The following is a 10,747-nucleotide window of genomic DNA, read 5'->3' on the forward strand; positions in this document are numbered from 1 at the left end:
ACTCCTCTCGTATGACCCACATTGATCGCCGCTCCTTTTTGCAGTTCTCGGCCGCCATCGCCGGCGCCTTCGCTTTGCCGACCTCGTCACTGCTGGCCGCTGACGCCAAGGCCCCGTTCAAGATTTCGCTGGCCCAGTGGTCACTGCACAAGGCTTTGAAGGGGGGCAAACTCGACAATCTTGACTTCGCCAAAGTCGCCAAAGAAGAGTGCGGCGTTGAAGCAATTGAATACGTCAATCAGTTCTTCGCCAACAAAGCCAAAGACGAGAAATACCTGGGCGAGATGATCTCGCGCAGCGATGACCTGGGCGTCAAACGCCTGTTGATCATGATCGACGGCGAAGGGGACCTGGGCGCTAGCAATGACGCCAAACGGACCGAAGCGGTCGAAAAACACTACAAGTGGGTGGAAGCGGCCAAATTCATGGGCTGCCATTCGATTCGTGTGAATGCCCGAACCGACAAACAGTACGACGAAGGAATGAAGCTGGCTGCCGACGGACTGCGCCGGTTAAGCGAATTCGCCAAACCGTACGGGATTAATGTCATCGTCGAAAACCACGGCGGGCTCTCCTCCAACGGACAGTGGTTGGCCGGCGTCATGAAGACGGTCGATCTCCCCAACTGCGGCACGCTGCCGGACTTTGGCAACTTCCACGAATACGATCGCTACAAAGGGGTCGAAGAAACGATGCCGTTCGCCAAAGCGGTCAGCGCCAAGAGCCACGACTTTGACGCGGAAGGAAACGAAACCAAAACCGACTACTTCAAGATGATGGACATCGTCGTCAATAAGTTTGACTACCACGGATATGTCGGCATCGAATACGAAGGAAGCAAACTGCCGGAGATCGAAGGAATCATCGCGACCCGCAAACTGCTGGAACGTTGCGCCGAGAAGCTCGGTTAGTCCAAACTCGCTAGCATCTATACCCAAGCCCGACCAAGCCACTACTTGGTCGGGCTTTTTCATGCGCGAAACCAGCGACGGGGAAAGTTTTTGAACTATTTTGGACAAAATTGGCGTTCCCAGCAGGGACACTCCTCAAGATGCAAAATTGAAGAGTGCTTAAAAGTTGTGCAACCTCACCCCTGCTTAAAAAAGTGGCTGCGGCGCCACCAATTAATGCATGCAATGCTGTCAGCTGTAAGTGCTTGCACTGCAATCACTTCGATGCTGCTCTTGACTCGATGGCAACAATTCTGGGATACCCTTATTCGTCGCGTTCACGGTGAAGGACTGAACGCCAATTTCCCAACGAACGGAAGGAGCCCGAAATGCCCGATTATCAACACGGCGGCACGTACGCTAACCCGAACCAGCCGCAAAACGGTTACCCCCAAAACAACCCTTATGCCGCCGCTCCCCCACAGCGACTGTCAGCACAGCCAAGCCCGCTGTCGTCGTCACCGCTAGCGACATCGCCGCTGGCATCGTCACCACTAGCGTCGAACCCGACTCCGCCGGCTAGCCATAGCCCGATGGCCACGACAGCAACGATGGCGCCGCAAGCGTCCGTCGCCGAGAAGAAACAGGAAGCGCTGCGAGTCGCTCGCGATCTGTTTCGCCAGTCGCCGGACTGGGTCACCTTCTTCCGAGAGATCCTCGGTGTCGAAGGGGTCGTTCGTCGCCTGTTCAACGTGCCGGAGCAACTGAACGACTTCGAGCATTGCGAAGAGTATGGCGAAATCCAGCTGATGATCGCCAAACTGCGCGAACGCACCAGCGTCCAGGCCGAATCGAAAGAGCCGACCCGCGTAATCACGGTTCGCCTACCGAAGAGCCTGCACGAGTCGCTGCGTGTCGAAGCGCACACTCGCCGCACCAGCATGAACAAGCTTTGCATTTCCAAGTTGCTTCAGGTCGTCGATGACTCGATGATTCCGAACGACTAACGCGGCTGAATCCTTCTAGAAATCACTCGGGCACGCCACGGGCGGCGAACTTTGGCACGGACGCCAATTCGAGATCGATCGACAGAAGGGACAGCAGACTCGCTCCTTTCGGGAAATACTCGCGCCAGCGGCTGACACGTCCGTCCGCCGCCGCGCGATTTCCGAATGCGAAAGCCGCGACTGCCGCACAAAAACAATTGACTTTCGCCCGACTCCGCGATAACCAAAAGGGATCAAGCATTGTCCCCTGCGTAGGAGGAAAGCCCATTGGCGAAATCAGCATCCGCAGTTGCTGACGCACCTGCAACACAATCCGACACCAAGACCGACACGCGCAACAAGACCAAGCGACAGCCGCCGTACGTCATCATCCTGCACAACGACGACCTCAACAGCTTTGATTTTGTGATTGAGACGCTGCGCAAGGTGTTTGGCTATGAGCTGGAAAAATGCCTTCAGCTGACAACCAACGTCCACGAACAAGGCCAAAGCGCCATCTGGAGCGGCGCCCTAGAAATCGGCGAACTGAAGGTTGATCAGATTCGCTCATTCGGCGCTGACCCCCAGATGAAAAGCAAAGGGGCGCTGCCGCTTAAAGTAACTCTGGAGCCGCTGCCGCAATAGCCCAAGCAAACGCCTACCGAAACAGGACGCCCGCTAACTTGGCCAGGTCCTTAAAGTAGTGCGGGTAAGTCTTGCTGGTACATTCTGGATTCAAGATCACCACGCCGGCTTGTCGCAGCCCCACCAGCGCCAAGCTCATCGCCATGCGATGATCGTTGTAGGTCTCGATCTCCGCAGCTTGCAACCTGCCGGGAACGATCGTCAGCCCATCCTCCAGCTCTTCAACAACGGCGCCCAGCTTCCGCAACTCGGTCGCCAAATCACCGATTCGATCGGTCTCTTTATGGCGATTATGGGCAACTCCGGTCACCGTCGTGGGACCATCGGCAAACAGCGCGACGGCGGCCAGCGTTTGCACCGTATCGCTGATCGCGTTCATATCAATGGAGATCCCCCGCAGGCGACCACCCACTACCTTAATCGAGCTTGGCCCATACTCGACCTGACAGCCCATCTGCCGCAAACATTCGCAAAAGGCGACGTCTCCCTGCAATGCATCGCGTGACAGCCCCTCGACGGTCACGCTGCCACCGGTGATTGCCGCAGCCGCCCAAAAGTAACTTGCCGCCGACGCATCAGGCTCAATTGCATAATTGCGGCCCACGTACCTGCCGGGCGGAACCGTTAGCTTGCTCAAATCACCCGCTGCGACCGAGACCCCAAAATCCCGCATAATCGCCGTGGTCATGTGAACGTATGGCTTTGAAACCAACTCACCCACCACTTCCAGCGTCACCCCTTGCGCGGCGTAGGGCGCGGCCATCAACAAGCCGCTCAGGTACTGGCTACTAATATCACCGGCGATCTTGGCGACCCCGCCGACCAGCCCGCTGGTTTCGACTACCACCGGCGGACAACCATTGCCCGTTTCACTGCGACAAGAAACCCCCAGATCGGCCAGGGTTGTCAGCAAATCCTGGATTGGGCGCTCACGCATTCGCGGCACGCCATCCAGGCGATAACGCCCCTTGCCGGCCGCAACCATCGCCGTCAGAAACCGAATCGTCGTGCCGCTATTGGCGACAAACAGATCCGCATCCACGGACGGTATCACCCCATCACAACCGGTAACCTGGATCTCACACGCCGACAGATCATGCTGCACGTCGATCCCCAACCGACGCAGGCTGTCAATCATTACATGCGTATCTTCGCTTTCCAATGCGCCTGTCAGCGTCGATTCTCCCCGAGCCAGGGCTGCGATCACCAAGGCGCGATTGGTCAAACTCTTCGAGCCTGGGGGCAAGATCGAACCGACAATCGGCGAAGCAGGAGTAATCTCAATACGGCTCGTCACGAGTACGCCTCAATGGGTATGTCTGAAATCCTACCGCTATTTTAGCCGATTCACGTAGCCTCAGCAGCGGGAGAATCGGCCCCGCAGCAGTTTTTCGCATTGCGATACTTCGAGCCCTGAGGAGACCAGGCCTTTAGCGACGGCAAATCGCCGGCGAGACGATAGTACCAGCGCCCTCGTTTCAATTCTCGGCCACTAAAAAATGATCGTCTGCGAGACCGAGATCCCATCGCGGCGATAAATCGGGGTATCCGAGAAATTCACCACGCCCAGCACTTCAAAAAACGATCGCTGACTCGTCTTTCGCAGGTACCGCAACCCAAGCCCCCAGACCGGATCGCCGGTTGGCGCCTGATAGGCGATTTCAGGGATGATTGACTCATCCTCGTGATGGCGGAAAAACTGCACCCCCAGCGCGACGCCGCTATTGGGACCGACCGATTGCCCCGAAGCGATCTGCACCAGCGGGTCGACTTCAAACGCAGTTCGCAAGCGATTGTAGTTGCCGCTGCCGGCCGGGTTCCAACCGTCTCTCGCATAAAACGCATTGCAGTAATAGACGCAATGATCGACTCCCAAAAATTCGTGATCAAAATATCGCGTCAGATTGCTTTCGACCACAAATAATTGCCCCGAGCCGATCCCTGCTTTATCGCCAAATTTAAAGAGTGCACGTCCGGCTAATGAGAGCGGCCCATAAAACTTGGTTCGGCTGTATGCCAGAAACTGCTGATCGCGTCCCGGCGCATCCGGCGTATTGACGGCCAGCGCGCTAAAGACGTGAAACACGCGATCGTAGTCGGCCTGGACGTTGACGCCGTACAGTCCCGAATCTGGATCGGCCGTGTTGTTCACGTCGGTCGCGGCGTAAATCCCCTGCACATTGATGTTGCTGATATTCCCCAGATAGATCGTATTTTTATTGACGACAACCCCCAACATCTCGTCATTCATCAACAAACCGTTGTGCAGCGCAAACGGAAAACGTCCTGCGGTGACCACCATATCGCGGACGGCGAACGGATCAAAGAATCCGCCGAAGATGCTGTCCAACTCTCCTTCAAACCAATAGCGCGTCGGTTCGCCGGTCGAGTTATCGACGTACCCGGCTGGATCATTGAATTGATAATACGACCCGCCGGTGTTCCCTTTTCCCAAGGGGCGAAACTGCAGGTGAAACCGTTCGGTGCCGGTCAGTTGCAAATCAAAATCGGTAATCAGTTGGTGAGCAATCCCATCGCGGCGCGTGTTGTTCTGGCTGAACGCCAAAGCGGCCAGTTCATAGCTGCCATACCCGACAAACCGCGGCTCCCAATTGTTGTAACCGCGGAACCAGGTCAGATCCCAAACGCGAATCGGATCGTTCCCCAGAAACTCGGCGAACCAAGTAACCGGCTGCGGGGCGACCTCATCCTCTGGAAGTCGCAGCAATTCAAAATGCTCTCCATCCCCTTCACACGGCCATCCCAGCCGATCTCCTTCCGGCGCGTACAAGTACGAACCGCCGTGGTTCCACAGCTCTTCTTCCAGCGGCGGCAGATAGTCGTCCGCAGGCTCCGGCGTCGGGATCGTTTCAGCATCAAAAGGCAGGGATGTGTCGAGATTCTCTTCTGTCGTCGGTAAAATCCGTCGGGGAATCACCAAGCGATCCGGCGACAAAGCAATACGCGCCGGCTCTCGCGCTGGATCTGGCTCAAGCGCGTAACCGGGAAGCGGCGGCGGGCCGACCAAATCTTCGACATGCTGCGCTGGTTGGCTGCTGGTTCCCTCAGGATGGACCTGAGCTTGCGCATCGAGCGGAACTCTCTTTTCGATCGCCCAAGCCGACAATGACTGCGGCGGTTGCGGCAATTGCCCCCAGACGCTTGACGAGAACTGCGTCAAACCAGCAGCGGCCAGCGCAGCGGCGATTCGTATTGCTAGAGATTGGATTCTCACGGCGTCACCTCGATCACGCCGTCCCAAGAATCGAGCACCACGACTTCTAACAGATGCTTCAAATGCGGCGTCCCGATATGATCCAACAGCGTTGGCGGCAGATGACGGAAGTTCAGTCGGACTTCCACCTGATGGGTACCGGAACATTCTGGTGAGAACTTATAGGTCTGCCCGCGCGTCGACAGCGGCGGCAAGCTTCCCTTGGCGATCCGAAAAGTGCCGGGCCCGCCAAACGACGCCGACAGCCCGTTATTGGGCCGCAGCACATTGACCGGCAAAATGTTGCGGTTGACCGACAAGACGACCGTGAGATCGGTCCCTTTGTTCGACAACGCGACAAACTTGTTTTGGAAATTCAACAGATCACGATCGTAAGGAATTTGGCCGGACAAGACCTGATAACTGTGGTCGTCTCGCAGGTCGGCGTTTTTGTCTAAGTCACCTGACGCGTACACGACGCGGCCTTGCGGATCGCGGACAGTGATCGAAACCCAGACCTGGCGTTCGGCAGTAAAACCGGTCGGCAAGCTGTGACCGGCCATGATGCTTTCGACATCGACGCGCACCTCGGTTTTGCGTCCCGCTTGCGCGGTTGCCGGCGATTTCACATGGATCACCGCGGCGTTGCGAAGCACTTCATATCGTTTTGCATCCGCGATTTTCAGCGAACGACGATTCTTCTTGCGGAGCGTTACCAAGGTCTCTTTTTGGTACGGCGTCAGATTGGCCGAGTCGCGATAGTCGGTTTCGTACATCCAGTCGAGCTTCTCAGGAAACTCGGTATCCGGCAGCAACGAATAGTCAGGACCTGCAAAGGTATGGTCGGTCAAATTGCGGAGCGGCAGCTTATCTTTCGGCAGACCCGGCACGATCGCGGCGTAGCCCAACGGACGATCGCAATCGGCGATCGATTTGCCTTGGACCGGCCCCATGTGACAGGACTGGCAAGTTTGTCCCATTTTGGCGGCGGGACTGTTTTGCCATTCGCTGAATGCTTCTTCCAAGCGAACCCCATCTGGACTGGTGACGTCATGGCACTCTCCGCAAAACTGCGAAGACTTCATGTAAGGGAAACCAGAAGCGGGATGCGTACCGGTCTCGGATCCACTGTTGGAATCATTAAACGGGCCAAACATGCACGTCTCCAACAACGCTCCCGGCGTCACCGGAACGCGGCCAGAAGCCTTGAAGTGCGTCGTGTCGCGCCGATGACAAGTGACGCAGGTTACCCCTTCCAGCGAAATTCGCGAGCGATGGACGTTGCGCGTACTTCCGGTCTCTCCCATCGCGATGCCGATCGGCGTATGGCAACGCGTGCAAAAGGTGCCGATCGTCCCGCCGGTCCGCTCAATCAACGTCAAAGTAAACGCTTCAAAGATGGGGCTTTGCTGCCCATACGCGTGCATCGAACGCGACCACTCGTCGTATTGCTTCGGATGGCAGGTGGCGCACTGCTGAGCACTCGGAAAATCGATCTCTGTAACCGGCGGCTTGCACGATACAGGCAGCGTAAACTCCAGCGCGCCATTCGAGATCCAGCGATGAACCGTTTCTAGCTGGCCAGCGCTTAGCCATGCCGACTTTTCAGGCGGCATTTCGGGACGACGCGGCGCAAGCGAACCCTCGGTCTGATGCACGTTCCAATTCACGTATTCCCACAGCAACGAATCTTTGGGGCTGCCGGGAGCAATCAGCTTGTGACCAAATTTTTCGGCGTCAATCATCGCCGCATAGCTAGAGAGATCGAGTTGCTTGGATGTTGGCCGATGGCACGCAGCGCATTTGTTTTGCAGGATCAGATAGACGTCTGGCCAATCCGGGTCATACGGGTAATTGCCTGGAGTGATCGTATGCGGCACCGCTACCGCTTCTCGCGGGCCTGGCGTCACCAGCGAGGCGACCGCCAGTGCGCCGATCACCAGCGTAAGCAGGCCGAAAACTCGGCGACTCTGAACCAACCGTTGCAACATCTTGAGAATCCATCCCTTGAAGTTCCATCCAAGAAAGGAGCTCCGGGGCTAAGGAGCACGCATTCATCTGTAATAATCGGCGGATTCCCGCCGTATATTTGGCGCAATTGAAGATCGCGTTGCGATGCCTGCATCCCATGCGACTCGTGTAATCGACAGAAGCGGGCAAACCCGCATACAAAGCCCAAAGGAGGGAGCTAGAAAGATTTCTGCAACTGCCCAATTTGCTCGATCAATGCTTTATCGCGAGCCTTTTTAGCGGCGGACTCGGCAGTTGCGACGACAGCAACCGCTTCTTCACGACGCCCCGCTTCTAGCAGTCGCGGTGCTAGCGTCAGCGCATATCTGGCGACCCGCTCTTGCTGCAGCGTCCCTTCGCTTGCAGCCGCTAGCTGAAAGGACTTGAGATCCCACTCCAGCGGATCAATCTCAAATCGCTTCGCCCAAGCGTTGACAATCTCATTGCACAACGGCAATTCGCCCCCTTTGGCCGCTTCGGCCAAAGCATAACGGAACGTGACAAATTGCAGTTGGGTGTCGCCTTCGATCGACTTGCCCTCGTTGAACAGCTTTTGGGCCAACGCCGTATGATCACTCGCACGCTTTGCATTGGCGAAGGAGGCAGCCCACTGCGTCTGGAATTTGCTGGTTGCGTCAGACAACGAAGCGTCACTAGGAACCGCAACCTGAACTAACAAATCGTCGGCCAGATCATAGCTATCGGATGCGACTTGCGGCAGATCGCCAACTTCAGCCCCCGCTTGCTTCGCCTCGCCCCACATTGCGGCGGCAGGATCCGCGCCCGCCTTCGGATCAGGATCAACCAACAGGAAGGAAGCGCGAATCATTTTCGACTGCGCATCGTCATTGGCTAACTTTTCGGTTGCAAAGTGCATCGCAAGGCCGGCCGGTAGCTCGGCGAGCGTGTAACGGCGATTCTCACCGTTGACGCGAAGCACCAGGTAGTCCGCGCGATTCTCGACAATCCGCGCCACCGTCGAACCGACGGTCAGGTCGGTATCGGCCGTTAAGCCTGCGATCTCTTCACTAACGGCTGTCCAAAACTGTTGCACGTTGTCGGTCAACTTTTGCAGGCGCGCCACCTTTTCTTGATGCGCCGGCAGAACAGCCAGCGGCGTCGCTTCCGCCAGGATCCGCTGAGCATCATCAGGCTTCCGTTCAGCCAGCGCCTGCTTGGCGGCGGTTAATAGCTGCCCCAACTTGGCGGCCGCTGATTTTTCGTCGCTGACAACCGGGTCCGACGAAGGGGTCGTCATCATCGGCGACTCCATCCTCGGAGTTTCGGTCGAGGGCGGGATCGAGGTCAGCATCGGCGTATCTCCAGCCGCACTAGGAGCGTAACGCTTCTTTTCGTCAATCAACGCGAGATAGCTGGAGATATCAGCGCCACCAGCGGCGGCCGCTTTCCAAACATCCAGCGCATGGCCAGGATCGGCAATGTCAGAGAAGAGCAAAAACGAACCCTCGACCAGCTTCTTTTGCGATTCATCTCCAGGGAGACTGTGAAGAGCCAGCGCTCGACGCACTCCCTCAGGCAGATTGGCCAGTTCGTACGACTTCGACTGTCCGGCGACTTTCAACACCAAGTGAGACGCTGTTTTGGAAGCAACGGTAAAATCAGTCGTTCCAACTTGCAACTGCTCGCCCCCTTGCAACTTCTCTAGCGAGCTATCGACTGCTGCCTGGAAGGCAACCAGATTTTTGGCAAGTTGATCGACCCGCTTGAACTCCGCTTCTCCCTGGTCGTTCTTATTGAGCGACGCTACGCCGGCCAAAGATGCTTGAGCCGCGCCAAAGTTTTTCGCCGCTAATTGCTTCCAAGCTGATTCGATCGCCGTCCGCAGTTGCTGCTGTTCGGCAGCAGTCGGTTGCGGCTTGACCGGAGGCTTCGGCTTGGGCATCTCGCCCATCTCATCCATCCGCTCTTGGGGATCGCCTAGTCCCGGAATGGATCCCGCCAACTCCGCGGCAGTAGGACGTTTGCCGGGTGGTCGCTTCGACTTGTTCCGTTTCTCTTCCGGCGACTCGACTTCGGTCTCTAAATCGACTACCGGAACCATCGGCTCCAATAGTTCGGCGTCGGCGACTTCCTGCTGTTGGTTCGATTGCCAAACCATATAACCGCCCACGGCGGCGCCACCCAGCAAGACCAACATCAAACCCGAGGCCCAAAACATCTTGGAGCTACCCGAAGCACGCGACTTGGCTCGCTTGGCGGTCGAAGGACGGCCAGAGCCAACACTGACCGGAGCTTCGCCTGCGCCGCCAACCGGCTGTTGCAAAGCACCAGGCGACGCAGCGGGATAGCCGGCTGAACCGACCGTAGCCATTGGATTGACCGATTGCGGCGACGCCCCGTATTGGGGGGGTCCGCCATACTGCGCATAGTACTGCTGCAGTTGTTGGTCGTAGATTCCCTTCTGCGCTGGATTCTCCAAACAAGCACGGGCGGCCGAGATCTCTTGCAAGATTTGCTGACGCGACGCTTCTTCGGCGCCTCCGTGCTGGGTCTGCACACGCAAGAACGACTGTTCTCCCTGAACAGCAATCGCCTGGGGATTGGTCTCAAAAGTCCGCAAGCCGAGCAGCGTGTAGTAATCCGGACGCCCGTAAACGGAGAGTCCAAGCCAGCGATAATACGGATTATTAGGATCGGTCATGACGAACCATCAGCGTAATGATAGGCGGGAATTAAGAGCGGGGGCAGCGTCACGACGGGGAGCGCCTCTTCTCCGTAGACGACGAAGCACCTTCTACAGTTTTCGGTGGATCCAGATTCCTGGACCTGCGGGGTAAGTAGCTACAACCAAACTTTACCATATTTGGAGGGGTCATTTCCTCGCAAAAGCGACCAGTTGCGACAATACGACTATTTCTATTTCACCCAAGTATCCATGCTGGTTTCACACAATATTTTCTATAATTCTGCCATAATCTGCTTTATCGAATTTTACCGATGGATCAGCCCGCAAGTTCGCCTCGAAAGTTTCTCGAAAACTA

7 protein-coding genes are annotated in these 10,747 nt (G+C 56.8%); 3 read left to right on the forward strand and 4 right to left on the reverse strand.

The annotated features are described in order from the left end of the window. The first annotated feature begins 11 nt into the window (after nucleotides 1-11). The 3 genes from SH421x_RS18785 to SH421x_RS18795 all read left to right on the forward strand — a co-directional run bounded on the left by SH421x_RS18785 (nucleotide 12) and on the right by SH421x_RS18795 (nucleotide 2,521). On the forward strand, nucleotides 12-911 hold the full coding sequence (locus tag SH421x_RS18785) for a sugar phosphate isomerase/epimerase family protein (protein ID WP_488851369.1): 900 nt from the start codon (nucleotides 12-14) through the stop codon (nucleotides 909-911). A 368-nt stretch (nucleotides 912-1,279) separates the two neighbouring features. Then, complete coding sequence (locus SH421x_RS18790; RefSeq protein ID WP_488851371.1) at nucleotides 1,280-1,897, forward strand: hypothetical protein; 618 nt, start codon at nucleotides 1,280-1,282, stop codon at nucleotides 1,895-1,897. 267 nt (nucleotides 1,898-2,164) lie between these two features. Next, the gene (locus SH421x_RS18795) at nucleotides 2,165-2,521 is read left to right on the forward strand and encodes an ATP-dependent Clp protease adaptor ClpS (protein WP_488851372.1); all 357 of its coding nucleotides are present in this window, start codon (nucleotides 2,165-2,167) and stop codon (nucleotides 2,519-2,521) included. Between the two features lie 13 nt (nucleotides 2,522-2,534). Here SH421x_RS18795 and aroA read toward each other — a convergent pair whose 3' ends face one another. The 4 genes from aroA to SH421x_RS18815 form a co-directional block, all read right to left on the reverse strand. Further along, entirely contained in the window at nucleotides 2,535-3,818 is a 1,284-nt protein-coding gene (gene aroA / locus SH421x_RS18800; RefSeq protein WP_488851374.1) for a 3-phosphoshikimate 1-carboxyvinyltransferase, read from the reverse strand. 195 nt (nucleotides 3,819-4,013) lie between these two features. Then, complete coding sequence (locus SH421x_RS18805) at nucleotides 4,014-5,756, reverse strand: hypothetical protein (RefSeq protein WP_488851375.1); 1,743 nt, start codon at nucleotides 5,754-5,756, stop codon at nucleotides 4,014-4,016. Then, nucleotides 5,753-7,726: a multiheme c-type cytochrome gene (locus tag SH421x_RS18810; RefSeq protein ID WP_488851377.1), complete on the reverse strand. Its 1,974-nt coding sequence runs from the start codon at nucleotides 7,724-7,726 to the stop codon at nucleotides 5,753-5,755. Before SH421x_RS18810 ends, SH421x_RS18805 begins: the two co-directional genes overlap by 4 nt. 197 nt (nucleotides 7,727-7,923) lie before the next feature. Continuing rightward, nucleotides 7,924-10,407, reverse strand: a complete 2,484-nt coding sequence (locus tag SH421x_RS18815) for a flagellar basal body-associated FliL family protein (RefSeq protein WP_488851379.1) — start codon at nucleotides 10,405-10,407, stop codon at nucleotides 7,924-7,926. Nucleotides 10,408-10,747 lie beyond the last annotated feature (340 nt).

This window comes from Blastopirellula sp. SH421 (assembly GCF_057808535.1).